This window comes from Pusillimonas sp. NJUB218, assembly GCF_003788685.1.
Classification (GTDB): domain Bacteria; phylum Pseudomonadota; class Gammaproteobacteria; order Burkholderiales; family Burkholderiaceae_B; genus Neopusillimonas.
Genome location: NZ_NQMK01000008.1, coordinates 21353 through 45337, shown reverse-complemented (window position 1 = coordinate 45337; position 23985 = coordinate 21353). Strand labels below are relative to the sequence as shown.

General features: G+C 55.5%; 22 protein-coding genes and 1 tRNA gene. 14 read left to right on the top strand and 9 right to left on the bottom strand.

What is annotated here, in order from left to right; translation table 11 throughout:
• Nucleotides 1-76 precede the first annotated feature (76 nt).
• A complete protein-coding gene (locus CHR62_RS11070) occupies nucleotides 77-1027 on the top strand; it encodes a LysR family transcriptional regulator (RefSeq protein ID WP_123660986.1) in 951 nt (316 codons plus the stop codon).
• On the opposite strand, the gene CHR62_RS11065 is transcribed toward CHR62_RS11070, so the two are convergent.
• From CHR62_RS11065 to CHR62_RS11025, 9 genes are all read right to left on the bottom strand, one after another.
• Nucleotides 1024-2916, bottom strand: coding sequence for a bifunctional diguanylate cyclase/phosphodiesterase (locus CHR62_RS11065; protein ID WP_123660985.1), 1893 nt, complete (start codon nucleotides 2914-2916; stop codon nucleotides 1024-1026). The genes CHR62_RS11070 and CHR62_RS11065 overlap by 4 nt on opposite strands.
• On the bottom strand, nucleotides 2910-4244 hold the full coding sequence (locus CHR62_RS11060; protein ID WP_123660984.1) for a GGDEF domain-containing protein: 1335 nt from the start codon (nucleotides 4242-4244) through the stop codon (nucleotides 2910-2912). Before CHR62_RS11060 ends, CHR62_RS11065 begins: the two co-directional genes overlap by 7 nt.
• 253 nt (nucleotides 4245-4497) lie before the next feature.
• A complete protein-coding gene (locus CHR62_RS11055) occupies nucleotides 4498-5325 on the bottom strand; it encodes an ABC transporter ATP-binding protein (protein WP_093969146.1) in 828 nt (275 codons plus the stop codon).
• The gene (locus CHR62_RS11050; RefSeq protein WP_233574970.1) at nucleotides 5318-6229 is read right to left on the bottom strand and encodes an ABC transporter ATP-binding protein; all 912 of its coding nucleotides are present in this window, start codon (nucleotides 6227-6229) and stop codon (nucleotides 5318-5320) included. Before CHR62_RS11050 ends, CHR62_RS11055 begins: the two co-directional genes overlap by 8 nt.
• Before the next feature lie 5 nt (nucleotides 6230-6234).
• Nucleotides 6235-7110, bottom strand: coding sequence for an ABC transporter permease (locus tag CHR62_RS11045; protein WP_093969147.1), 876 nt, complete (start codon nucleotides 7108-7110; stop codon nucleotides 6235-6237).
• Nucleotides 7103-8107 (bottom strand): ABC transporter permease, encoded by a 1005-nt coding sequence (locus CHR62_RS11040; protein WP_123660983.1) that lies wholly within the window; start codon nucleotides 8105-8107, stop codon nucleotides 7103-7105. The genes CHR62_RS11045 and CHR62_RS11040 overlap by 8 nt, the downstream gene beginning before the upstream one ends.
• A 67-nt stretch (nucleotides 8108-8174) precedes the next feature.
• Entirely contained in the window at nucleotides 8175-9704 is a 1530-nt protein-coding gene (locus CHR62_RS11035; RefSeq protein WP_123660982.1) for an ABC transporter substrate-binding protein, read from the bottom strand.
• Between the two features lie 126 nt (nucleotides 9705-9830).
• A complete protein-coding gene (locus tag CHR62_RS11030; RefSeq protein ID WP_093969150.1) occupies nucleotides 9831-11375 on the bottom strand; it encodes an NAD(P)/FAD-dependent oxidoreductase in 1545 nt (514 codons plus the stop codon).
• A 150-nt stretch (nucleotides 11376-11525) separates the two neighbouring features.
• Entirely contained in the window at nucleotides 11526-12083 is a 558-nt protein-coding gene (locus CHR62_RS11025) for a 5'-methylthioadenosine nucleosidase (RefSeq protein ID WP_123661068.1), read from the bottom strand.
• 107 nt (nucleotides 12084-12190) lie between these two features.
• Here CHR62_RS11025 and CHR62_RS11020 point away from each other — a divergent pair.
• The 13 genes from CHR62_RS11020 to pilV all read left to right on the top strand — a co-directional run bounded on the left by CHR62_RS11020 (nucleotide 12191) and on the right by pilV (nucleotide 23964).
• Nucleotides 12191-12276 (top strand) — tRNA-Leu (locus CHR62_RS11020).
• Between the two features lie 251 nt (nucleotides 12277-12527).
• Nucleotides 12528-12806 (top strand): hypothetical protein, encoded by a 279-nt coding sequence (locus CHR62_RS11015; protein ID WP_123660981.1) that lies wholly within the window; start codon nucleotides 12528-12530, stop codon nucleotides 12804-12806.
• Nucleotides 12807-12837: 31 nt separating this feature from the next.
• The gene (locus CHR62_RS11010; protein ID WP_123660980.1) at nucleotides 12838-13143 is read left to right on the top strand and encodes a hypothetical protein; all 306 of its coding nucleotides are present in this window, start codon (nucleotides 12838-12840) and stop codon (nucleotides 13141-13143) included.
• 442 nt (nucleotides 13144-13585) lie between these two features.
• Nucleotides 13586-14248, top strand: coding sequence for a TcpQ domain-containing protein (locus CHR62_RS15650; RefSeq protein ID WP_158609123.1), 663 nt, complete (start codon nucleotides 13586-13588; stop codon nucleotides 14246-14248).
• Nucleotides 14249-14255: 7 nt separating this feature from the next.
• The gene (locus CHR62_RS11000; RefSeq protein ID WP_123660978.1) at nucleotides 14256-15974 is read left to right on the top strand and encodes a PilN family type IVB pilus formation outer membrane protein; all 1719 of its coding nucleotides are present in this window, start codon (nucleotides 14256-14258) and stop codon (nucleotides 15972-15974) included.
• A 2-nt stretch (nucleotides 15975-15976) separates the two neighbouring features.
• The gene (gene pilM, locus CHR62_RS10995; RefSeq protein WP_123660977.1) at nucleotides 15977-16414 is read left to right on the top strand and encodes a type IV pilus biogenesis protein PilM; all 438 of its coding nucleotides are present in this window, start codon (nucleotides 15977-15979) and stop codon (nucleotides 16412-16414) included.
• A gap of 39 nt (nucleotides 16415-16453) precedes the next feature.
• A complete protein-coding gene (gene pilO2 / locus CHR62_RS10990; RefSeq protein ID WP_123660976.1) occupies nucleotides 16454-17800 on the top strand; it encodes a type 4b pilus protein PilO2 in 1347 nt (448 codons plus the stop codon).
• Nucleotides 17790-18296, top strand: coding sequence for a type IV pilus biogenesis protein PilP (gene pilP, locus CHR62_RS10985; RefSeq protein ID WP_123660975.1), 507 nt, complete (start codon nucleotides 17790-17792; stop codon nucleotides 18294-18296). Before pilO2 ends, pilP begins: the two co-directional genes overlap by 11 nt.
• Nucleotides 18293-19954, top strand: a complete 1662-nt coding sequence (locus CHR62_RS10980; protein WP_123660974.1) for an ATPase, T2SS/T4P/T4SS family — start codon at nucleotides 18293-18295, stop codon at nucleotides 19952-19954. Before pilP ends, CHR62_RS10980 begins: the two co-directional genes overlap by 4 nt.
• Nucleotides 19951-21063 carry a type II secretion system F family protein gene (locus tag CHR62_RS10975; protein WP_233574969.1) on the top strand — a complete coding sequence of 371 codons (1113 nt, stop codon included), beginning with the start codon at nucleotides 19951-19953 and terminating at the stop codon, nucleotides 21061-21063. Before CHR62_RS10980 ends, CHR62_RS10975 begins: the two co-directional genes overlap by 4 nt.
• Nucleotides 21064-21075: 12 nt before the next feature.
• Complete coding sequence (locus tag CHR62_RS10970; RefSeq protein ID WP_233574968.1) at nucleotides 21076-21567, top strand: type 4 pilus major pilin; 492 nt, start codon at nucleotides 21076-21078, stop codon at nucleotides 21565-21567.
• A 13-nt stretch (nucleotides 21568-21580) separates the two neighbouring features.
• The gene (locus CHR62_RS10965; RefSeq protein ID WP_158609122.1) at nucleotides 21581-22534 is read left to right on the top strand and encodes an ATPase, T2SS/T4P/T4SS family; all 954 of its coding nucleotides are present in this window, start codon (nucleotides 21581-21583) and stop codon (nucleotides 22532-22534) included.
• Nucleotides 22535-22557: 23 nt separating this feature from the next.
• A complete protein-coding gene (gene pilV, locus CHR62_RS10960) occupies nucleotides 22558-23964 on the top strand; it encodes a shufflon system plasmid conjugative transfer pilus tip adhesin PilV (protein ID WP_123660972.1) in 1407 nt (468 codons plus the stop codon).
• The last annotated feature ends 21 nt before the right edge of the window (nucleotides 23965-23985 follow it).

Below are 23985 nucleotides of genomic sequence, written 5' to 3'. Positions count from 1 at the left end.
ATAAGTAACGTAATCTTTATGAAATACCTTAAACATGAATAAATAGATCTCTGTAATGCCATAATGGAATACCAAAATGTCACAAGAAATTGATTTCCGTCGCCTGATGGGCCGGCTGCGTTTACGTCATCTGGCGCTGCTAGACTGGCTTGGCAAAGATCCGAACGTCGGACGGGCTGCAAAAAAACTGCATATGGCCCAGCCCACCGCAAGCAAGCTACTTAGGGAAATCGAGGATATATTCGAGACCCCTTTATTTACCCGGAATCGTCGGGGACTTACCCCCACTGCAGCCGGCCAGGTACTAACACGCCGGGCAGGTATCTTGCTGGCAGAAATGCAGGCGACACATACAGAACTGCTCTATGCGCTGGGTGGCGGCACCGGACACATGCGGCTAGGCGTGTTTCCGGTGGTGGTGCCAGAGTTTCTGCCCAAGCTGTATTCCGCCCTTCAAAGCCAATGGCCAGGGCTCACGATCGAACTACGGGAAGCCGTAGAGCTCCAGTTGCTGGATCAATTGTCGAAAGGAGAAATCGACGGCATCATCGGCCGCATTGTTATGGAAAATTTAACGCCAGATTTACGTCATGAGGCGGTTTACACCGAGCCTACCGTCATTGTGTGCGGCACTCATCATCCTCTTCGTAATGCATCGGCTGAAGCACGCGTGCAAATACTTGAACAAACCGCCTGGATGCTTCCCGCACGACAAGGTGCGGTGTACAACCTCGTCGCATCAAGGCTTGCGCAATTCGGCATTAAGGCACCACGCGTAGACATCGAAACAACGTCAGTGTTTGCAACAATTGAAATGCTTAACCACACGAACTTACTTTCGATTTTGCCGGAAAAAATTGCGCTAGATTATCAAGCTAACCAGAAAGTGGCCGTCGCCCCGATTGATGACCTGGGGGCCAACTACCCGATTGGCGTCATTTACCGTGCAGATGCTGCAGACAACCCTTTAGTGGCCATGTTGCTCAAGACCACCCGAACGCTTTCAAGCTGGCCCGCCAAGCACTAATTTTTGTTCGAAAATCGCTCAAACCAGGCATCGGCAGGCTCAGGTCTGCCAAATAGATAGCCTTGGTAAATGACGTCGCCACGCGCCTTCAAAAACTCGGCTTGCTCTGACGTTTCCACACCCTCGGCCACGACATTGAGATGCATGTGACGCGCCACCGCCAAGATCGACTCGACCAATGCCGCACTGTCGTGATCGACGGGGGCATCGTGAACAAACGTCTTGTCGATTTTCAGTTCATGAATTGGCAAGTGCTTGACATAGGTAAGTGACGCATAGCCAGTACCAAAATCGTCCAGCGAGAAATGTAGACCCAACGCACTAAGCTGCCGCATTTTCGAAATTACGTCGTCAACGTCTCGAATCAGCAAACTTTCAGTCACCTCGAACGTCAATTTGTGCGGGTCGGCGCCGGTTTCCGCCAAGATGGCCGTGATTGACGCCACAAAACTGCGTTGATGAAAATGGCGCGGGCTAATATTGACTGACACCCTGAAATCTGGGGAATCGGGGAAGCGGCCCGCAGCAATGTGCGCACAAACCTGCCTGAGCACACAAATGCCAAGATCAGCGATAAGGTCGGACTCTTCTGCTAACGGAATGAACGAAACGGGAGACACCAGCCCCAACTCGGGGTGCTGCCAGCGCACCAGCGCTTCGGCCCCAACAAGCGTGCCATGGGTATCAACTTGCGGCTGCAAATACACCATCAACTGGCCTTCTGGGATCGCCTGACGCAACTCACGTTCAAGATGAAACCGACGCTCGGCGACCGTGGACATAGACGCTTCATACACCGTTACCTGATTCCCGCCTGCCGCTTTGGCCCGATGCATGGCCGTGTCGGCCCGACGCAAGACCTCACCCGCCGTATCGGAATCAGATAACGGAAAATGAGCCATACCAATACTGGCGACCACCGAAACCTTGATAGCGTCAATGTTGAAGTCAGGTGTGAGCGCTCCCTGAATTTGCTCGACCAGCGCGTTTCCACCATTGTCGGCCAACGAGCGTGTGTCATAGACCTCGTGGGGTAGCACGAGAAATTCGCTGCCAGACATACGCGCTAACGTGCCCCGACCATCAAGGACAGCTGCCAAGCGTTCGGCCACTTGAACCAGAAGCTTGTCGCCAAAAGCATGCCCGCGCGCGTCGTTAAAACGCGAAAAGCGATCGACATGAATCAGCACAAGCACCCCTACCTGCGACGTGCCGATGCACTGCGCAAGCTTGTCTTGTATACGTTCGTAAAGAAACAAACGGTTAGGCAAAGCAGTTAGGCCGTCGAAATACGCCAGCCGATGCAAATTAAGCCGCGACTGCTCTTTCTCTTCGTAGTCTTGAAACAGCAAGCAGACCAATGCTGTCGCTAGTGGATAGGCCAAAAAAACTGTGAACCAGACTTCACTGACAATGATAAAGCCAACACCCGCGGGCAAAAGCAAGAACAGCATTAACATGCATCCGTGCACAACGACACCGCCAAACCAGGCCCTGGCAAAGCTAAGTACACCGCCCGAACGCAACCGAACGTAGTAATAGAAACAGCCAATACTGGCCGCCGTCAGGATAGTAAGCAACCCAACCCACATGCCCGCGCCGCCTAACCACGCGCGGTAAGCCGCCATAAACAGCGCACTGATTATCGCCACCAACGGCCCGCCAAACACGCCACCAACGAAAAGCAATATGGTCCGGCTGTCGAAAATAATACCGTTGCCATAATCGACCGGTGTCATCATCACACCGATACCCGTCAGGCCCAACAACACGCCGAACAACACCTTACCGGACGCCATGTCTCGCCGCTTGCGTGACATAACAACTTGATAGGCCACCACCAGGGCAACCAACAGCGCCGCATTCTTGACCAGGTCAATGATCAGCATGATGCCCCGCCTGCATAAGACGGCGTGCCAACGCTTCGAGATCGCTTGCGGGCGTACATTATCTGGTCGGCATAAGCGATAAGGGATTCAGCGTCAGCACCGTGGTCGGGAAACAAGGCCACACCCACACTGGCACTGACTTGGAGCGTTGCAGCGCCGGTCTCTACAGGTAAGCTGGCTATATGCGTAATTTTTGCAGTCACGGTTTGAATGATGTCTTGGGAAACTGCATCGTCAAGCAGCACAATAAATTCGTCGCCTCCGAAGCGATACGCGGCATCTTCGAGACGCAAGCCATGCTTAAGGCGATGGGCAAACGCACGAAGTAGCATGTCGCCGCTGTCGTGACCATAGACATCGTTGATTTGCTTGAAATCGTCGAGGTCGATAAACAACAAGGCCATGCGCCCGCCATGCCGTTGACACCGAGACACCACATCCGCAAGACGCTCGTTGAGCGCGCGACGATTAGGCAGACCAGTAAGCTCATCGTGACTAGCCTGACGCACAAGACGCGCCTGCCATTGCAAGCGTTCGACCGCCAGACTAAGCTGGCCAAAAAAATACGGCCAAAAGGCCATACCCGCATCAAAGTTTAACGCCGTAAAGTCAGCCTGTAAGGCAACAGCCCCTAAAAGACGGTTATGCACCATTAGCGGAGCGACACACCAGCCGTCTTGTACAGATGCCTGGAGCGCATTCCCGTTAAGCGCAGTGTCGTATACCGCCTGACACTTATGACGGGCTTGTGCCGCCTGAGCTGCAGGCAACCAAGGGCCAGCACCAAAACAATTAAATACCAGATGCCCCGCCCTACCGGGATGACTCTCGGACACGGTGATCACTGCGAAGGTTTCAACGGGCACAACGCTATTTAATGCACTGTGAACCTGCTGAAACAATGAAGCGATGTCATTGAGCTTGCTGGTCGCTTCGAAGAGTGCAAATGTAACTGCCTGAAAGGCCTCGAGCTGTCGACGCTGCGTAACGTCACGAGCCACGCCGACACGCATCTGGTCCGCTTCCGACCACCGCGCCGTCCACATCAGGCGCACACGACGCCCACTTTTGTGCAAATAGGTGTTCTCGAAACCAGCCCGCGACTCTCCGGATAAAACCTTTTGGCCTTCGATGCGCGTGCGCTCGTGATCTTCAGGCGCAACAAAATCGAGCATGCTGCGCCCCATGAGCTCGTGCTGGGAATACCCCAGCACGGACTCGCAGGCGGCATTGACGTACGCTACTCGGCCCTCGGTGTCGACCAAAAAAACGACATCGAGCAACAGGTCGAGATAATGTGACGACGGTTGCGGATGGGGCTGGGTCATTGAAGATACCTGATGGGGCCAGGCTGCGCCAAACAACTCGAAACGCTGCCTTGCAAAACAATGCAAAACTTAACAAGCAGACGACTAAAGCTTACACCCATTTTTTGACAACAACATGTTCGGCAAAGCAAAGCCGACAAAAATATGGAAATACACAGAGCTAGCCATCGGCCTTGCGCCAAAAAAAAGCCGGGTAGAAAGCTGCCCGGCTAAATCTTATAAAGCTGACATCCAATAAACCCTGGCCAGTTGCCTAGGCTTCGGCCAGCCGGACGCTGTCAAACCATGCGTCGTCTATTTCGGGTAACGGGATGGCATCGATAAGTGTGCGTGTAATACTGCTTTGCGGGTTATTGAAGACCTGATCGCAGGGCCCCGCGTCAACGATCTCGCCATGGTTAAGCACAATAACCTGCGAACACACGGTACGAATGACCGAGAGATCGTGGCTGATGAAAGCAATCGTAAGGTTCATGTCGGCGGCAAGATCTTGCAGCAATGTCAGTACTTGCGCCTGCGACGACACATCAAGCCCCGAGACGATTTCATCGGCCAGAATAAACGACGGGTTGAGCGCTATTGCCCTTGCGATGCCCACCCGTTGACGCTGCCCACCCGATAGTTCGTGCGGATACCGGGCGGCAAACACCGCGGGCAGCCCTACCCGTTCAAGCGCTTCGATGGCTCGTCGGCGCGGATTGTCGAAACCATAACGCTTAAGCGGCGACGCCACAATTCGGCCAACCGTGTGACGCGGATTGAGCGACGACATCGGGTCCTGGAAAATCATTTGGAGATCACGACGTAAAGGCTTGATCTGCTCTTCGGTAAGACGCGAAATGTCTTTGCCCCGAAACAGAACCTGACCAGACGACACGCCCAACAAACGAACCAGCACACGTCCCAAGGTAGACTTCCCGGAGCCGCTTTCGCCCACGATACCGATAATTTCCCCGGCAGGCAGATCGAACGTCAGCCCTTTGAGAATTTCGATGCGGGGGGCAGGACCAAACAGCTTCTTGCGCGACATATCAGGAAGCGACAGGCGCAAATCTTTGACGCGGAACAAGGGTTCAGACATGGGCAGCTCCGTTGGCATCGGTAAGCGCAATTTCTTTCTTCAGGTTGGCGATCAGCTCGGGCGGCACCGGCTTGAGCGGCTCGTTGGGATGGGTGTAACGCGGCGTAGCCCCGATAAGCGCCCGAGTATAAGGATGCTGCGGGTTGGCAAATACCTCGCGCGTAGGCGCACTTTCCATGACTTTACCGGCAAAAAGAACGGTCACCGTTTGACTGATCTTCGCGACAACCCCCATGTCGTGAGTGACGAACAAAACCGCCGTACCGGACTCGGCCTGCAGCTCGCGAATCAGACGCAAAATCTGCTTTTGCACGGTTACATCGAGCGCGGTTGTGGGTTCGTCTGCCACGATGAGCCTGGGTTTAGGCGCAAACGCAGCAGCAATCAAAATACGCTGGCGCATCCCCCCGGACAACTCGTGCGGATAAGACGCCATAACCCGCTTAGGATCACGGATATGCACGCGGTCCAGCAGTTCGAGGGCTCGTGACTGTGCATCGGCGCTGCTCCAGCCCAGGCGCTTGACAAGACGTTCGGTGATTTGCACGCCAATCCGACGCGACGGATTCAAAGCCGTTAGAGGATCTTGCGGGATAAGTGACGCAGCAGCCGCCACCGTTTGGCGTCGCTGCGCAGCACCGAGCGCGTCGAGGCTTTCGCCTTGCAGCAAAATCTGGCCAGAGGTGACCTCGATGTTGCGTGGCAAGACGCCCAGCACCGCCTTGCCAATCATACTTTTACCTGCGCCACTTTCGCCGACCAACGCGCGGACTTCGCCGGGTTGAACCGAAAGCGAAACATCGCGCAACAACCGGCCACCGCCCCGTAATACGACGTTCAAGCCGGTGACTTCGAGTGTGGGTTGCGCCATACCGGCGCCAACATTGTTTGTACTTAGTGTCATGTTGCTTACCTTGCCAGCGGGTCGAACTGGTCTTTCAAGCCCTCACCCAACTGGCTGAACGACAGCACTGTCAGGAAAAGCACTACAAGCGGTGCCACGAGCACCCACCAGGCAAAATGAATAGAGGCACGCCCCTCGGCGATCATGCCACCCCAGGTTGGGGAGTCGGACGAAATAGACAGGTTCACGAAACTGAGAATGGCTTCGACGATAACCGCCACGCCCATTTCAAGTGCCAACAAAGCCACCACTGTGGGCAACACATTAGGCACTACCTCGGCAACCAATGTGCCCAGGCGGGTAGCTCCTCCGATACGAGCCGACTGGACGTAGTCCATGCGGGTTTGAACCATAGTCTCGGCGCGGATCACACGGGCAAAACGCGTCCAGTCGATGATGGCGATGGCCAAAATGACAGACGTCAGGCCTGTCCCGAGCACGGCAACCAACAAAATGGAGAACAGCACCGGCGGGAATGCCATCCAGATATCGATAAGCCGCGACACGACCCGGTCTACCCAGCCGCCAAAGTAGCCCGCCAGCAAGCCCAGTGCCGAACCGAAAGCGCAGGCTGCCGTGGCGGCAACCAACGCAACCGTTAATGCAATTTGCGCACCGTATATAAGACGGGACAAGACATCGCGCCCAAGACTATCAGTACCCAGATAGAACCCCGCTTCGTAACCGCTGAAACCTATGGGGGGCAAACGCTCGAGCAGCAAATCTTGTTCGAGCGGATTGTGCGGCGCAATAAACGGCGCCAATAATGCGGCCAGGACAACAATGGCGATCCAGGAGGCCGACAACCAGAGCCTTAAATTTGTTTTACGTACTCGTGCCCGCGGCTCGGCGGGAACGGCGTTTAATGTGGCTTCAGCCATGACGCAGCCTCGGATTAAGGAAGGTGTAGGCAATATCAACTACCAAATTCACCAAAATAAACAAACAAGCAAACATCAGGACAATGCCCTGAATCAGCGGAAGATCGCGATTAATAACCGCATCGATGGCCATATTGCCCAGCCCTTCGTAAGCGAAGAGGCGTTCGACAATAACGGTACCGCCGATAAGAAAGGTGAACTGCACGCCGATGAGCGTTAACGTGGGTAACGCCGCATTACGCAGGGCTTCGCGCAAAATTACCTGGGTTTCGGTAAAACCACGCACGCGAGCCAGCACGGTGTAATCAAGCTGCAGCACATCTTTAAGACTTTGCTTGAGCAACTGCGAAATAATCGCAGCTAATGGCAACGCCAGCGACAGGGCCGGCATCAGCATATGCGCCATCAGGTCTTGCAGGACGTCGAACCGGAACCGTACCAAGGCCTCGAAAAGATAAAAATTAGTGGTGAAGTCGAGATTAAGCTGAGGTGAAACACGGCCTGAAATATGAAACACAGGCCAAAGTACGCCGAACAGCAAAATCAACAACAGCCCCCACAAAAAATCGGGGATCGACAGCGTGGCGCCGTTGAAGAGGTCGACAGCGGCCTCGCCCGGGCGCCCACGTTCTTTGGCGCCCCAAATGGCAGTAGCACCACCAATGGCGATAGCAATGAGCAGCGCAAGGATGGAGAGTTCGAGCGTCGCCGGCAATCGCTCGAGGACCAAGCCGGCAACCGGCTGCTTGAGCGTGATCGACGTACCGAAATCACCCTGCAATACCCCGCCGGCCCAAATAAAGAACTGCTGGAGTAGCGGCTTATCGAGCCCGTATAAGGCCGTGAGTTGGGCGATATCGGCCTCGGTGGCCCCAGGGGATACCATCATGGCAATCGGGTTGCCAGGCGCGACACGTATCAGGATAAAAACAACAATAGCAACACCGACCAGCGTCACGAACATCGTGGCTAGCCGGATAAGAATAGATTTCAACATGGGTGCAGCAGAACTGTCGCGGAATGTGGCGGGCGGCCAGAGCGGCCGCCCGGATCAAGAGAGCAAATTAGGCGGGTTTCATGGAAGCCGCGGTGACGTCACCGGTAGCTGCAGGGGGAACCACGACTTTATCGGAATGGATGACAGGCAGAACATACTGGAGCAACGGAATAACATAGCCGTTTTCCATGATGTAGGCGCTGACGTCTTTCCAACCCTGGATACGCTTGGCTTCGTCGGGCTCGGCCCAAAGCGGTGCGATCTTTTCAATGAGATCGGGGGAGTCCCAGACCGAGTGGGGCGAAGGACCGAACATGGAGTGACCAGTCGACGTGGTTGGATCGCCGATAGCATTACCCCAGTTATAGAATGCAGCCGGTGCAAGCTGGTCGGCGCCGCGCAGCTCGAAGTGCTTGGCGATTTCATAGATTTCGATGTTGGCCTCGATGCCTACCCGACGCCACATACCCACGATCGCCTGGATCATTTCGTAATCTTTAGGCTTGAAACCGCGCGTTGTCTGAATCGTGAACTTGACCGGTTTTTCGGGCGAGAAGCCTGACGCCGCCAACAACTGCTTGGCCTTTTCGGGGTTGTACTCGAACTTGAGGTTGGGATCGAAGGCATCGTATTCGGGTGCTTCGAGCGTTGACAGCGGCACGCCGTAGCCACGCAACAGACGGTCGATGATCAGTTGCTTGTCGATCGCGTGATGCGCAGCCAGACGAACGTTTTTGTCGAGCATGGGGCCGACATCGTTCAGGAAGATCATGGCGATGTCGGAAATGGGGAAGGCCTCGCCCTTGAGCCCGGGCTTCTGCTTGAGGCGGTCGAATTCCTCGTAGGGGATTTCCATGGTGACCTGAGCATTGCCGGATTCGATCTCGGCAACACGGCTGGCGGCATCCGGGACAAACTTGATGGTAACCACGTCGTATGCTGGCTTACCACCCCAGTAATCTTTGTTGGCCACCAGACGCACATAGGCACCACGCTCGTAAGCGTCGATTTTGTAGGGGCCAGTGCCAATAGGCGCTTTTTCGAAGCCCTCGGGGCCAACTTTTTCGAAATAGGCCTTAGGCAAAACGTAACCGGTCAGGAACGCCATCCATTTGAAAATGGTGGGCTCGAACTGAACAACATCGGCCGTAACGACATTGCCGTCGACTTTGAAATTAGCCAGGTTCTTCCAGACGAATTGACCGGGGTTGCCGGTTTTAGGATCGGCGGCACGTTGCAGCGACCAGGCAATGTCTTCGGCCGTAAAAGGCGAACCATCGTGCCACTTGACGCCCTCGCGAACCACCATGCGCACTTTTTTGTTGTCGTCGGTAAAACCCCATTCGGTGAGCAGCCCAGGCTTGAAGCTCAGATCGGCCTCTTGCTGGATAAAGCGATCGAAAACCGACAGGTACAGCGCCTGAAGTTTGGGGTTAACTGCGGAAGGACCCGTCGTTGGGTCCCAACTGGGTACGCCTGTGTTGTAGGCGATAACGAGGTCTTGCCCGGCATTTTGTGCAAATGCAGGCATGCCAATGGCCGAAATACCGGCTGCAGCAACGCTAAGCTGCAGGAAGTCACGTCTTGTATGCGTCATGGTGTGTTTCCTTACGTGGATGACAATGAGCCGGCCCTGAAAAAATTGGTGATAAAAGGCCAAATCATGTTTCGCTTTACATATTAAAGGTTGAAGGTTGAACTACCCACTGGTGTTAACCCGAAACTAACGCACATTTTGGGCCACCATGTAGCCCGATCCGGCACCGGTACCACCACCCGGCCAAACTGCAGCACCCACCATATGCAAGCCCTTGACCGGCGTGTGACCGTCGGCAAAACCTCGCACCGGGCGGAACAGGAAATTTTGGGACATATGATGCGACCCGCAAACCTGATCGCCGCCAACCAAATTGGGGTTCTCGGCTTCGAGATCAAGCGGCGACACCACATGACGCCCCAACACCAGACCTGACAACCCGGGTGCGTATTGTTCGATTTGCGCCATGACACGATCGGCATAGACCTGTTTGATATCGGCCCACGACCTGCCCTGGATTTGTCCGGCAGCATCACCGCGAATATCGGCAGGCAGGCAACGCACCTGCACCCACAAAACATGCTTGCCTTCTGGTGCGCGCGAAGCGTCGAATACCGTCGGCTGACCAACCACAAGCACTGGAGCATCGGGCAACAGCCCGGCCATGGCCTGCTGATAGGTACGCGCCAGGTCGTCAAGTGTAGGGCCAATATGAACGTAAGCAAATTTCTTTAATGCCTGAGCCTGCCACGGGGGCAGATCGGACAGTGCCAGATGGATCATCATGGTGCCCGGCGCATGCCGAAAGGCTTTCATACCGGCGTCAAAGCCAGCATCGCCGCTCTGCCCTGACAGCAGACGCATAAGCGCACGCGGAGCCACATTAGCCAGAACATTGGACGCCTTGAGCGTTTCACCCGAAACCAGAGTAACCCCCTGAACCTGGCCGCCAACGACATTGATGCGATCGACTTCTGCACTGCAGCGCACGCTGCCGCCGCGCGATTCGATAAGCTGCACCAACGACCGAGTCACGGTATCTGCCCCACCCTTGCCAATGACCATGCCCATGGATTGACTAGCAAAGCTTTCGAGATAAGGGAAAATAGCCCCACCCGAGATATCGGGTGCAAAATCAAGATGCAGGCCCCAGGTTGCCAAGGCCGCGTGCAGACGGGGATCGGTAAACGTTTGCTCGACCCAGTTGCGCGGAGAAGACACCAGCAGCCGCATCAGGTCGAGCGCGCCATTAAAGCCCTGACTACGCAAAATTTGCCAGCCCGCCTTGGATAGCCCGCCTTTTGTCATACGAGCAGACAACAGCGTGCCCAGCGCACCGGCCTTGCCCGGAAATGCTGCCAAACCGGCCTTCCAGGCCGCCTGATCTTCAGGATGGCGAATTGTAGAGAGCGTTTCCTCGAGATTGGTAGAAACACCGAAGTAATCACCGCCAGGGAAGACGGATGCAAAAGGCCGATCGACCGGCACAAACTCGAGACCATGCGTAGCCAGCACTGAGGCATGCGCCTTGTGAAAACCCGACCCGGCAAACATTGACAGATTCATGGCGGCAACGTCGTGACGAAAACCCGGCAACGTCAGCGCTTCGGTTCGCACCGCTCCGCCAGGCCGATCAAGACGCTCGAGCACTGTAACCGCTTGCCCTTTAAGGGCCAGTTCAGCCGCCGCAACCAACCCGTTAATACCCGACCCAATAACAATCACACTCATACAACATCCTGTTTCAACGATAGTGTTTTGGCCGCTTTAGCAGCGATACCAGGGTTAAATGCAACGACAGAGCCTTGCGCGTCAGTACGGCCACTGGCGCTGCGTTGCAAACACATGCGACACACCTTTCAGAGGTATGCGGCATCAGAACTACAAAAATTTCGCCAGCGCCTCTAGAAACAGCTGCTGGCCCAAATGCTTATCGCGCTTCCAGGTATCGACGGCGGCATCGTCGGCGCGATCGGAAACGTACTTGAACGACATCCAGGGCACATTGTGCTCGTGGGCTGCAGCCGCAATGGCATAAAGCTCCATGTCAACGACATCAATGGCGGCATGATCGAACCAGGGGTCGTGAGCCGTCACGAAGCTGTCGCCGGTGCCACACGTATGACCCGAAGACTGAATTGAAAAATATTGCTGCGGCCTTGAGCAATAGGGCATTTGCCCCCGTGGCGCCAACAACGTTATGACGTCGCGCTGCACGACACGCCCGATAGGCAACAGGCCGGTCAAGCCGTCTTTCAGGCCACCCGCAGTACCCAAGTTAAGAATGAGTGACGGCCGGGCTTCGTAGATGGCTTTTTGAGTTGCCATGGCCGCGTTGATTTTGCCCATGCCGGTATATATGACCCTCACCGAGGCTGGCAAGCTGTCCGGGGCAAGTTCATCGGGCAAGGCGCACACAAGAAGAAGTTTTTCGTTCATGCTGCGCATTATGTAACCTGAGGCGACAACATACAAGACCGGGCTGACGGCTGTCGATGCCATATGCACCATCTAGCACAGCCATTTATGTCATAATTACGCGCTTGGCGTCCATGGCGGAATTGGTAGACGCAAGAGACTTAAAATCTCTCGATCTTTGATCGTGCCGGTTCGATTCCGGCTGGACGCACCAATAAAATCAAAGGCTTCCGAAGTACTGGCCCTTTGCATATCTGGAAGTGTTCCGCATAACTTGCTGAACACGTTCCGCTTTCTCTTTTTCTCTGAGTTTCATGAGTGTCTTTCATTGCCTATCTGGGCAGACTCTCGCCTGAAACCGTTCTAGTTAGCAATTCGCAAAGTCATCATCTATACCTTGATGTATAGGTGGTGCTGCCTATGGCAATCACGATTTCTGATTGCCTAATTCAATAGGGCCTTCTCATGTACGTACCCAACATACAGGGCGCCGCAACAAGCGCGCGTCCAAACTTCTTGCGTCCGCAATTTCCAGAAGCCATTCGCGCTGCACGTCACGCCGCATTGGTCTGGTTTCAAAGCGAAACGGGCATGACCCTATCGCAATTTCGAGACGTTCGTTGCTGGGAGCATTGCCAGCGCTATAACGATTCGGCCATTCAAAGACATCTTAGGGAGTCGGCCTTTCGTAGCGCCTATGCCGAACAGGTGGGCCAGATCATTGTGGAGCGTAGTGATGGGTAGGCCACTTCTTGAACGACTGATATCAATTCGAATGTCTGACGAGGAACATCAACACTACCTCATTGCGGCCACAAAGCTAGGTATCAGTCTTTCTGAGTACTTGAGGCTGCGCCTGGCCAGCGTGAACGAAAACGATGTTGCAGACCAAATCGCTCAACTTCGCCTAACGATTCTGGACAATCCTAGCGATGTACCCACTGACTTATGGCCAGCCGTGGCTGAGGTCGTTCTTTTGCTGCGACACATTTGTAAGCCAGGCGACGTTCGAGCCGCGCACGCCGAGCTAACCCGATCAGGCGTCACCCCCTGGCGACCTTCCCAAGACCAAAAAACGTAACTCGTCACGGGTCTTGCCCTAATAATCCGGAGCTATTTAGATGCAATTGCACATCAAGGCTGCAGCGTTGATGGCGGCAACGCTCGTCGGCGGGTGCGGATTCGTACCAAAAAAACCGCCCAAGCCTGTAGAGGGACAACGCATACCGATCAATCTGACTGCACCAAATCCCCGTCCATGGGCAGGCCCACCGCCCACCCAACCCACCCAACCAGAACTCATCGCCCTGCCCTCAACGCCGGCACCCAGTGACGCCAGCGGGGCAAAGAGCAACGTAGCTCCACCCCTAGCCACTATAGAGGTGCCATCGCAACCGCCTCTAATAGAAGAGCGCACTCAAGTTGCGAAGCCTTCAGCATCAGAGGAGCCGCTTGCGATTTGGCCTGTACTACTGACATTCAATCCAAATGAACAACTGGACAGCTCTGCTTCCCGACTTCCCTTGGAGCGTGTCAGCTTTAGCTGGCCCGAGCAACCGGTTAAAGCCGCACTGCCCGAACCCAAATTGGCTGTTGAAGCTTTGCCCGAATTGAACCCCCCGAAGGAAGCAAACGCACAGCCAGTAAGTCTGGCAGAGGTCAAAAGCGAGTCGCCTTTATATATAGCCAGTAGCCTCCCCTCCGATGCAAAAGCTACGGATCAAGGCTCAAGCGTAAGAACAAGCGTCAAAGAGCAGCAAGATACAAATGCCACACCGCACTCAAACAGCGAACCTGTCCCAGGCCAAGTCGAGCAAGGCAACCAGCCCGAGGCTGTACCCCTTAATAAGACAGACGATCTTGAAAGTGCTGCTCCCAAGACTGAAGCACTGCCCGAACCTGAACCCGTACCTGAACCTGAACCCGCGCCACCGCTACTGACGTGGTCCGCACAAGCCGGTATGACCCTGAGTGAAATGCTGAGCAACTGGGGGGCCGATCAGGGATGGATTGTTCGCTGGGCCAGCGAGGCAGACTACCGAATCGAAGCGCCGTTCTCCATACAGGCACCGGATTTTCTGGCGGCCGCATCGCACGTCTTTAACGCCTACCGCGACGCGGGGCGCTCTTTTAACGTCACGGCTTATGCCAACCAGGTACTGGTCGTGAAAGTTCCAACGGATTAATAAGCCCATGTCTACTTTTACTTATCGGCCGGTTGTGCGCCTGGTCGCATCAACGCTGTGCCTTGCCATTATTTCGGGGTGTGCTGCTTACAAGCGCATTGACGATGCGCCTGAAGTTGCTCAAGAAGCCTTCAACATCGCCTTAGAGCAAATCGATGCCCATAGAGAGGGACGAGAAATCATCACTAAGGTTGACGAGCCTTGGATCTCAACCCAGCAAATCAAACCCAGCACCGAACGAACCCAGAAAATTCCGGCCGCACAGGACTGCCGGGTTCGTCTGATTGCTGATGCGCCCCTTTCATTGGTGGATTTCACACAAATCGTAGCGGCCGACTGTCAGTTGCCCATCCGTATCAGCCAAGACGCCTGGGCAGCCTTAGCAGGCGGGTCAATTCAAACAAGCGCTACCCCCGCCATGGGGGGCACTGTGCCGATGGTGCCCTCGCTGGGGTCGCCCGCAGCTGCGATGGTCCCTGGAGCGAATGCGCCAACCAGCCGAAACTTTGCCTTTTCCACCAGTGGTGAGCGCCAGATTCAACCGCTTCGATGGCTGGGCAAACCACTGTCTGGGCTGCTGGATGTGGTGACCTCTCAACTGGGCTTGTCCTGGTCGTATCGCAACAATGCGGTCGTGATCCACTATTTAGACACGCGAACTTTTCGTGTCGCCCTTTCCTCTGAACTCGATGTAGAAGCCAATGTCACCAGCGGCGCAAGCCTGACCTCTGGGTCAGGCGGTAGCGCAAACGGCACTAGCGCCAGCGAAACAACCTCTGAGACATCGCAACGCACCTTAATGAGCATCAAATCGCGCTTTGGCGCTGATGTCCAACGTGCGGTGCAGGCCATGCTAACCCCTGGGGTCGGACAGCAAGCCTTTTCTCCCTCTATTGGCACAATCACCGTGACCGACACGCCCGATGTCTTGGATCGGATCGGCCAATATATTGAGAACACCAACGCCCGAATGACCCGTCAAGCCATGCTGTATGTGACGGTCGCCTCCGTAGAGCTGACCGACTCGGACAGTTTGGGCATTAACTGGAACATGGTGTGGCGATCACTGAACGGTAGCTTCGGTGCCGGATTCACTAACGGATTTTCTCCTTTGGAAAGCTCAGCCAGTGTGGGATTCGGCATTTTGGATACCGCTTCCGGGCGCGCAGGCCAGTTTGGCGGCACCCAGGCCATTCTGAGCGCCCTGTCCAAACAAGGGGCCGTGTCCATCATGCGTCAGCGGGGTGTGACAACGCAACACCTGCAGCCCACCCCGATCCACCTGACTAACGAGCGCCAATATGTGTGCGGCCGCAGTCAAACCAACACGGCACAAGTCGGGTCGACTGAGGCGACAACGCTCTGCAGCGTGGTCACAGGGTTTGCCATGGACATTCTGCCTGACATTCACGACGAGCACCTAACCCTTCAGTTCTCGCTGAACATGTCGCCACCGGCTCGCATTGAGATGGTCCCCGGCAACCCCGAGCGGCCGGAATATACCGCGTCGGTAGATCGCCAAACCTTTTTGCAACGGGTTGGGATGCGTTCTGGCCAAACGCTAGTGATTTCAGACTTTCAGGAAGCCAGCGAATCGTCAAATAAGCAAGGCATTGGTGGAACCTCGGCCTGGGCTGTAACGGGCGGTGGTGCGCGTGAAAAAACCCGCCGTGTGCTGGTCATCATTATTTCGCCACGCATCATGCCAACGCAGCAGGAAAGTTAGCCATGCCGGTATTTTTCCTGGTTCTTCTTATAGTCATGACGATTCAGGACAAGGTATATGAGGTAGGTCGATCAACACAAGCGCTCAACAAAGAGGCTCACGCACGCACGCTAGGAAGTGACTTGCTCGTTGTACGCAACGCACTGGCCGCTTACCGACGAGACAACCCCGCCGAATTAGGCACGGTCGACCTCGCAGCGCTGGGCTTACCCAACTGGTTCACCCCTTCAGCGCAATTGCACGCTTTGATTGATTCGACCAATGCTTATGTCTATTACACACCGCGTGACGACAAGCCAGACTTGATGGCAATTCTGGGGACGGCCGTCCCCGCCAGCGCAGGCGTAGCGCGCAACGGACAGTTGCAATCGCCCCACTCTCTTTTCTCTATCCCTTTGCCCGCCGCCATACCGAATGGGAGCATCGTCTTGATGCTTTAGTCGGCTGGCAACGCGGGCGCGTTGCAGGACAACAGCGACATGACGCAACCGGTCACTCTCTTTAAAACTGTCAAAGGCGTCACCCCGATCAAGGTGGGGCGCCGCATCCTCGTTTCTGGCTTGTACTGGCAAGTCTTGCCCGGCAGCCAGAATTACATGCAAGAGGCAAAGAAGATTGCGCGACGCGAGCGCGAACGCACCCAACAGGCGCTTGAGGTCGTATTACTTCGTCGCCATACGGATGTCGTACAAGCGGGTTTCGTGGTGCGCGGGGGCCGTGCCAAAAAAGGTACCGTCTCGCTGGCGGCGGTAGCGGCCGATAGTCTTGGCGCAACCTTTATTGCCGCCATTGCATTGCCCGATGGCCGCTTCGCCTTAGCCGCTGCACTGCACAATGCCATCGTTCCCGATTCTGACGCCGTCTTCGATGCCCAAGAGGCACAAGACAAAATCCAGGAACTGTGGAACTCGCTCTCAGGCAGTGTCAGCGCAGGCGAACTGGTTGTGTATGCACCACCTGAGCTTTGGGCCGACGCCACGCCAGTTGCGCTTGCCGACCTGCTCCCCAACATTCGGCGTAGCCACCGCCTACGCCAACGCCTAACACTGAGCGACCAGAACCTCGCTACCTGGATTGTTTGGGGCTTACTCCTTGTGGCTGCGGCAATCGCTTGGGGACTTTGGGAACATCATCATGCGCGGCTTGCGCAAGAAAGAGCCCTTGCTCGCGCGCAGGAGCTTGAACGCTTGCGCGGTCAAGTCGGTTTAAGCGCTTCTGATTTGTCCTTGATGCGCCCCTGGACTTCACAGCCTGCGGTACAGACCATGGCGAAGCACTGTTCTGACGCCATCGGACAACTCCCTTTGACGCTCGATGGTTGGGTATTACTCAACGCCCAATGTTCGGCCAAAACAGCCAGTGCCTCATTTGCTCGAACAGACGGGCGCACGGTTCGCGGCTTTACTCAAGCGGCTCAGCGCTGGCGTACCGGCGTTGGCGTTCAATTTTCCACTGACGGTGACCTGGGCACAGTGGACTGGCCGATGGCTATGCCTGCTGGTGGCGACGACCCCCTGGCCCCACTCAACATGCGCAGCGCCGCCTTTATGAGCTGGTGGCAAGAGCGTCTGGTTCCTTTTGAGACCAGCCCAGCAACCTCCACGCCGGCGCCAGGCTACGCTCCACCGCCGAACGTGCAAGACCCAAAACTAACTGCCCCGCACTGGAAAACAATGCGCTGGTCAATCAAATCCACGCCCCGTAACCCGACATCGCTTCTGACCGATTTCAACTTGCCGGGCATTCGCCTGCAAGAAATTGGCTTGGCCTTTGGCGGTAATGGGGAATTGAACTGGACTTTAAAAGGTGAACTTTATGGTGAGTAAACACACCGCCCACTTACTGCTGGTTCTCTTTGGCAGTATGGCCCTACCAACACTCGGTCACGCCCAAACCGAAAAGCCGCCGGTAACGGTCAGCGACCTTGACGCTATCTTGCAAGAAGAGATTTTGCTTAAAGCCATGGCCAATAGAGCAAAGCAGCGTGCTGAACTGGGCCGCTTTGATAGCGCAGCGCAGACCGCCGACCTGACTAACCCCACTCTGCCGCAACTGGCATGGCGTCGCTCAACCGCTTCTGGCTGGTTAGCCAAGCTGTACTTAAACGACGGCTCGTCGGTGATTGTCTCTCGCGGCGAATTACTCCCCGGTGGCTATACCGTCGCCCAAATCGACGAGAACGGCGTCAAGCTCAAGCACAACGATGCACTCATCGACCTGACCGCCGCTAGTAGCGGCGCACCCACACAAGGTCAGAGCAGTGCGCCGGCGGCCATGATGCCACCCTCTTTTGTACCTCCTCCACAAGGACGCTTGCAATGAATACGCTGGTAGAAGCCGGTCTAAACACATCAGAAACTCTTGACCTTCCTGAATTCGAGCACCTAGCCCCTGATACGTCCGAGGCCTTGACACAAAACACGACTGACGCGCCTGATCGCCTCGTCCTGGTCTCAGCCATCGACGACCATGATTACCATGCTCTGCCGGCAGTGCGCGCCAAAGCCGCGCTCACAGATGACGGCGTGCTTTACCTGACTGAAGACGCCCGCAGCGATATGCTGGTGCGCAGTTACATTGCCAGTCTGGATCGACGCAAGGCACTCTCAGAAGGCAAGATCGTGCCGTATCACACGGTCTATGAAGTGCCTTATAGCGAAATTCAGCGGTTGTACACGGCCGCTGCAGATCCAACGGCCACCGGTCTGGCGGGACTTCGTCGCACGGCTGAGGAGAGTTATGCCATATCGATGATTACCGAGGCAGCTAAAGAACAGGCCTCAGATATTTTCATTGAGGTCTATCCTGATAGCGCTGAAATCCATTATCGGATTGTGGGTGACATCGAACGCCGCTTCTCCATGAAGCCTGAACGGGCCAAACAGTTGATTCGTACGATGTACGACTCGATGTCCGAGGCAACAGACCCGCACTACGACCCAACCCGGGATCAAAGCGGGCGAATTGCAAAGCGCCACACAAGCGGCCTGGGGCTGCATCAGGTGCGAGTGTCGACCGGGCCGACTGACGAAGAGCGCCCTTTCATGGCACTTCGGCTGCACTATGACCTGGGTGAACCTCGCTCATTGGTGAAGCTCGGTTTTTCCCAAGCGCAAAGCGACGCGATTAATGACGTGACCGCACACGCATCGGGTATCGCGCTTTTTAGTGGTCCGACCGGTTCGGGTAAGTCAACCTCACTGGCTAACTTTATCGGGCTTCGCCAGAAGCTCGATGGTTGCCGTCGCAAAGTTATCGCGCTAGAAGATCCGCCAGAGATTCCAATTTACGGGGTGGTGCAAAAGGCGGTACTTCGCAAAGGTTTGGGCCGTGAAGCCGAGGGCCAGGCCTGGATTGCCGGGTTTGAGACCCTCATGCGCTGGAACCCGGACTGGATCATCGCTGGTGAGCTTCGCCTTCGCGAAACAATGGATGCGGCACTGAAAAGCGCACTAACCAACCACCTGACCTGGGGCATGCTGCACGCCAGCTCGGCCACCTTGGTGCCGACCCGCTTGCAAGAGGCTGGCATTGAAATGGGCTATTTAAGCGATCCGGAGATTTTCAGGCTTTTTGCAAACCAAAGCTTGGTGCCGCAACTGTGCCCTCACTGCAGCGTCACTTTTACCCGAGGTGAGGCTGGCTTAGCCCAGGGGCTTGTGCAACGAATCAAAGCGCATTGCACCGCCGAAACGGTTCGATTGCGTAATTTCTCTGGATGCGATCACTGCTATCGCGGCGTCTTACGTGTTCGTACCGTCTGCGCCGAAGTGATGACAACGGATCACGCCCTACTGACTAAGTTTCGAAATGAGGGCGCGCAAACCATGCGGCGCTTTTGGGTCAGGGAGCGTGGCGGCATCACCAAAGCGGCTCACATGATCGAAAAGATTAACCAGGGACTGATCGATCCGGCAGATGCCGAACGCATTGTTTCGCCTTTGGACGCTGACGCCCACCTCTGGGGAGATAGCACTTGAATGATTTTTTCCGATTCTTGAACGCCAGGGCCAGACGCAAAGCCTTCAAACGTGAGCAACGGATCGACTTTTACCGGGCCATGTACCTGTATCAGCGTGCGGGAGCCAGAAAGCTAGAAACCTTGCGCAAACTGGCCGATACCTTTGGCGCGCACCTATCGGCCGGACAACGCATGGGCAATCGCGTGGCGGCGCTACTCGGGGCCAAACGGCCCCCTTTTGTACCGACCATCGCCAAAGTGGCACAAACCGGCATCTTGCACAGCAATCTGCCACTCTCTGAGGCCTTGAGTGACTGGCTTCCTTCAGCCGAGGGCGCCATTTTGGCTGCGGGAGAATCGTCTGGCAATTTGGCAGGCGCCTGTCAGATGGCCGGCAAGTTTGCCCGCCAGCAAGGCGGAATGTGGCGACAGATCATCGGCGCCTTTGCCTACCCATTGTTCTTGATCCTGGGGCTTATGGGTATCCTATACATGATCGCTGGCGTTGTCCTACCCAGTATGGAGATCACCCGAGCTGATATTTACAGCCCATTAACGCAACTGACCATTTTTGCAGCGCAGGCGGTGCACGATTACTGGTTGTTCGCCATCACCGTGCCCATCCTGCTGGCCATCGGGATCACATGGTCTTTACCTCGATGGTGCGGTGCCTGGCGCACCAAAGCCGATCGCTTTGCCCCGTGGTCGTTTTATCGGCGCATCCAGGGTGCGCTGTTCTTATATTCGTTTGCTGTTCTGCAAAAGAGCGGCCTACCGCTTCAAGGTGCGCTGGCCATCCTGGCCAGCACCGCTACCCCCTACCTTAAATCCCGGATCAACGCGGCCATGTACGGCGTTCGTCAAGGCTACAACCTGGGCGAATCGTTTCGTCATGCGGGCCACGAGTTTCCGGACTGGGAGGCGTTACCGGTTCTGGAAAGTATGAGTTCGCAATCGGGCTTTGCTGATGCCCTGATCGAATACGCCGAAAACTGGCTAGACGACACCACCTACTTCATCGAAAAGTATTCCAAACGTGCCAACAGCATCGGCACGGTTTGGGTGCTTTTGTGGATCGCCCTGCTTATGAGCACCATTTTTGAACTTATTTCAATGTCATTTCGCTAAAAGGTTTAAACCATGAACTTGAATCACTTCATTCTTAACCACCCGACACCTGCCAAGACCCAACGCGGCATGTTCACCCTGCCTGCCATGGGCTCGATCGCCCTGGTGGCACTCGCGCTAGCCGCTACCTACGGGATCTATCGCTATATCACCAACAGCTACTCGGTCACGATCGAAAGCACCAATCTGATGTCGATCGTCAGTGGCGCCAAATCCCTCAAAACGAACGGCTCGTACGCGTCGGTGGACAACGCTGCACTGCAACGCATCCGGGCTTTTGGGAACATGACTGGCGGCCAGTCAGGCGGCACCGTTCGAAATCGCTGGAGCGGCACCGTAGTCGTTTCGGGCACGGCCAGTCAATTAGAAATTCAGTACAACGGCATCCCTGATAACGCATGCGATCGCTTTCTGGCTCGCGCTACCGATAGCGGCGAGTTTGCTGCACCGCTACCGACCTGCGCGGCATCGGGAAACTCAGACCTGACCTTTATCGCCTATTGACACTATGAGTAGCTTGAACAATTTGCGCTTTGTCGACCTTGTGCTTGGCATGGACTTCTGCGAAGCCAAGGTCGAAGGCCCTGTCCTCACTGAAATGATTGATGTTCAGGGCTCACACGGCCCTGATGTCAATGCTATCCGAGCCAGGTGTTTAGAAGAGCATCTCAAGGCCCCGGAATTCACCTTGCAACATGAAAGCTTACGCTTTCGGGTGACCACAATGAACCTGGAAGATAAGCCGGTGTGGTTCTTATCCCGGATCGATGCGCAAGTTCGGCCATTGGCCGATCTTTCCGTCCCGAAGGATTTTGTTGACTTCATCATCCGACCAAAGCTGCAGGGACTGATTCTGGTGACTGGCGGCTTTGGAACGGGTAAAACCACCACTGCGGCCAGCCTGTTTTGTCATCGAATTAATCAATTGGGCGGTCTGGGTATTGCTCTTGAAGATCCTGCCGGCGAGGTCCGCATGGCAGGTCGCTGCGGCCACGGACGTGTTGTTCAAGTACCTGTTTCTGCCCAGACAGGCGGCTATCACGCTCCCTTGCAACGTGTGCGCCGCTCACGCGCCGACTTTGTATTGATCGGAGAGATTCGAGAATCACGAACGGCTATCGAGGCGCAGGATATTGCCAACACCGACATGCCGGTGATTGCCACGATGCATGCCTCCTCGGCCGAAGAGGCATTGGATAAGTATCAAACTTATCTCAGGGCTGATAACGCCAGCAGCGCTGAAGCTAACGCGAGACTGGCGATGACCTTGGCAGGCGTCATTCATTTAACCAAAGATTACACCCGAACCGCTTCGGGCGAACCTGTTGCTCGCTACACCCCTCGATGCCTGCTTGTCGATCGTCACAATCCAGCCAGTAGCGGCATCATCGGCAAGATCCGAGACGGCAACTTCATGGCACTAAACGACGACATTGCCTTTCAAGCCTCGCGACGGGTGCGCGGCTTCTGAACCATTACTTAGAGATTGCCAGTATGAATCCATGCGCTACTTTGACGCGGGCATTTTTAAACCGCATCACCCAACCTCAACCGCGCAACCAGGCCGGCTTTGGCATGGGTGCAATGCTGGCCAGTGTCGCAATATTATTTTTGGTCTATCAAGGCTTCAGCGAATCAATGGCTTGGTACCGGGCTACGCCCCGCGTCAATGAAACGGCCGCACACCTGGAGAAAGTCAGCCTGGCGGCGGCTCAGTATGTTCAAGAGAACTATGCGCCGCTGACCAATGCCCTAACCCTAAACGGCCCGGCAACCACCATCACAACGATCACCCTTCGTGATATGGGCTACCTAAGCCAAGCGCATTCAGACCTGAACCCATATTCTCAAGGGTATAGCTTGCGCATCCGATACGTTACGCAAGGCGCAGGCGCCAATCAGCGAAATGTCCTTGAACCAATGGTATTAACCGAGGGTGGGCAGCCGATTCCTGATCATGAGTTACTTCGGATCGCCAGCAAACTCAAAGCAGGTGGCAGCATTAGATCAAGTGACCCTGCGCTGGCCATCGGCAATAACGGTGGTTGGCAGGTGCCAGTTAATGCTTTTGGTGCTAACCCTGGGGCCGGACATCTGGCCGTGGGCATGTTTTACAGCGACGCCGGCATGTTGGCAGATTACCTGTACCGAAACGCGGTACCGGGACGTCCTGAAGTCAACCAGATGAATACCGACATCGACATGGCGGGAAGCTCGATCCAGAACGCTGAAGTTGTCCAGACGGCCGAGGCACACTTGACGCGAATCGTCACACAAGCCACCGCCTGCAGTCCTGATGGTGCGATCGCCCGCAATGCGGCCGGTACGCCCATGCTTTGTGAAAACGGCGTGTGGAATCAGAGTGCTTCGCTGAACTGGGTCACCGGTGAAGGTCAACGCATGCAGATGACCGCAGCCAACGGTCAAAGCATCTGGTTGCAGAATCAAAATGGCAAGTACCGCTGGATGAACAGCACATTGTCATCTGAGTTGGCCAGTGTCGACCAATCGGGCAATCTATCGGCAGGCGGTCGTATCAGATCGGGTGAGTACATGCATATTGTTGGCATCGCCGTTGAAGGGCAAGCGTGCTCTCCTAATGGCTTGATCGGTCGTGATGCAGCAGGCTTGATCCTCTCTTGTCGCTCCGGTATCTGGAAAAAACCTGAATCAATTTGGTCTGAATCTGCAGCTACTTGCGGGTACGGCTACGTTTATACGGGCGGCGCGTGTCGAGCCATATCAAGTTTTGCGCCCACGCCACCCGCTACGCAAAGCCCTAACAGTTGGTGGGCCTCATGTACTTGGTCTACTTATTACATCGGTGGCTATCGATGCATTGAGTTAGACCCCTACGGCACGGTAGGGATGGGTGGAGCAAAAATATGCTGCCCCGCTTGATGAAACAATTTCTATTGCGCT

Excerpts from the sequence above, each read along its gene's own strand:
- CHR62_RS11070 (WP_123660986.1), top strand. The coding sequence starts at position 77 with ATGTCACAAGAAATTGATTTCCGTCGCCTGATGGGCCGGCTGCGTTTA.
- CHR62_RS11065 (WP_123660985.1), bottom strand. The coding sequence starts at position 2,916 with ATGCTGATCATTGACCTGGTCAAGAATGCGGCGCTGTTGGTTGCCCTG.
- CHR62_RS11060 (WP_123660984.1), bottom strand. The coding sequence starts at position 4,244 with ATGACCCAGCCCCATCCGCAACCGTCGTCACATTATCTCGACCTGTTG.
- CHR62_RS11055 (WP_093969146.1), bottom strand. The coding sequence starts at position 5,325 with ATGTCTGAACCCTTGTTCCGCGTCAAAGATTTGCGCCTGTCGCTTCCT.
- CHR62_RS11050 (WP_233574970.1), bottom strand. The coding sequence starts at position 6,229 with ATGACACTAAGTACAAACAATGTTGGCGCCGGTATGGCGCAACCCACA.
- CHR62_RS11045 (WP_093969147.1), bottom strand. The coding sequence starts at position 7,110 with ATGGCTGAAGCCACATTAAACGCCGTTCCCGCCGAGCCGCGGGCACGA.
- CHR62_RS11040 (WP_123660983.1), bottom strand. The coding sequence starts at position 8,107 with ATGTTGAAATCTATTCTTATCCGGCTAGCCACGATGTTCGTGACGCTG.
- CHR62_RS11035 (WP_123660982.1), bottom strand. The coding sequence starts at position 9,704 with ATGACGCATACAAGACGTGACTTCCTGCAGCTTAGCGTTGCTGCAGCC.
- CHR62_RS11030 (WP_093969150.1), bottom strand. The coding sequence starts at position 11,375 with ATGAGTGTGATTGTTATTGGGTCGGGTATTAACGGGTTGGTTGCGGCG.
- CHR62_RS11025 (WP_123661068.1), bottom strand. The coding sequence starts at position 12,083 with ATGAACGAAAAACTTCTTCTTGTGTGCGCCTTGCCCGATGAACTTGCC.
- CHR62_RS11015 (WP_123660981.1), top strand. The coding sequence starts at position 12,528 with ATGTACGTACCCAACATACAGGGCGCCGCAACAAGCGCGCGTCCAAAC.
- CHR62_RS11010 (WP_123660980.1), top strand. The coding sequence starts at position 12,838 with ATGTCTGACGAGGAACATCAACACTACCTCATTGCGGCCACAAAGCTA.
- CHR62_RS11000 (WP_123660978.1), top strand. The coding sequence starts at position 14,256 with ATGTCTACTTTTACTTATCGGCCGGTTGTGCGCCTGGTCGCATCAACG.
- pilM (WP_123660977.1), top strand. The coding sequence starts at position 15,977 with ATGCCGGTATTTTTCCTGGTTCTTCTTATAGTCATGACGATTCAGGAC.
- pilO2 (WP_123660976.1), top strand. The coding sequence starts at position 16,454 with ATGACGCAACCGGTCACTCTCTTTAAAACTGTCAAAGGCGTCACCCCG.
- pilP (WP_123660975.1), top strand. The coding sequence starts at position 17,790 with ATGGTGAGTAAACACACCGCCCACTTACTGCTGGTTCTCTTTGGCAGT.
- CHR62_RS10980 (WP_123660974.1), top strand. The coding sequence starts at position 18,293 with ATGAATACGCTGGTAGAAGCCGGTCTAAACACATCAGAAACTCTTGAC.
- CHR62_RS10970 (WP_233574968.1), top strand. The coding sequence starts at position 21,076 with ATGAACTTGAATCACTTCATTCTTAACCACCCGACACCTGCCAAGACC.
- pilV (WP_123660972.1), top strand. The coding sequence starts at position 22,558 with ATGAATCCATGCGCTACTTTGACGCGGGCATTTTTAAACCGCATCACC.